At 68.8% G+C, this 558-nt stretch carries 1 protein-coding gene; it reads right to left on the bottom strand.

The features are described 5' to 3' along the window. A partial coding sequence (locus ACFOLG_RS18100) for a type VI secretion system Vgr family protein (RefSeq protein WP_386091227.1) occupies positions 1 to 558 on the bottom strand: 558 nt, incomplete at both ends.

Below are 558 nucleotides of genomic sequence, written 5' to 3'. Positions count from 1 at the left end.
CGCCAGGACAGCCCTTCCTCACGCAGCAGGCGGCAGATGAAATCGTGATCGGATTCACGGTACTGCAGGCAGTAGCTGCGCGCCGGCAACGGGCCGGACAACACGAACTCCAGCGCCTGGCCGGCGGCGAACACCGGGTTGATTGCCGCGTGCTCGGCGAAGATCTGCCGCACGATGGCATCCACCGACAAATCCTGAAACACCCGCGAGGTTTGCCGCAGGCGCAGCAGCGCGAACGGCGGCTCGACGGTCAGCGCGTACCTGGCGAAACCGCCATCACTACCCAGCGCCTCGGCCGCGCTGACCACGCCGCAGCGGAGGCTCTCGCTGCCGTCGGCGCCGGCGATGCCGAGCCGTACCGGCAAGCCCAGCAGCGTCTTCAGTTCGATGCTGTCGCTCGCGGACAGGCACTCGACGCGGAAGCGGTAGTCGCCAGCCAGCGCCTCCTCACCGCTCAACGCCAGCGGCAGCAGCGTCTCGCCCCAGCGCTGGCCGTCACCCAACTGCAGGGTGAGCAGGCGCTGGTCCTGGTTGAAGGCGGAGGCGAAGCTGGCGAGC

The sequence above is a fragment of the Vogesella facilis genome (genome assembly GCF_042648525.1).
Classification (GTDB): Bacteria; Pseudomonadota; Gammaproteobacteria; order Burkholderiales; family Chromobacteriaceae; genus Vogesella; species Vogesella facilis.
Note: the sequence above shows the minus strand (reverse complement) of the source record. Positions and strands in the feature narration are given on the sequence as shown.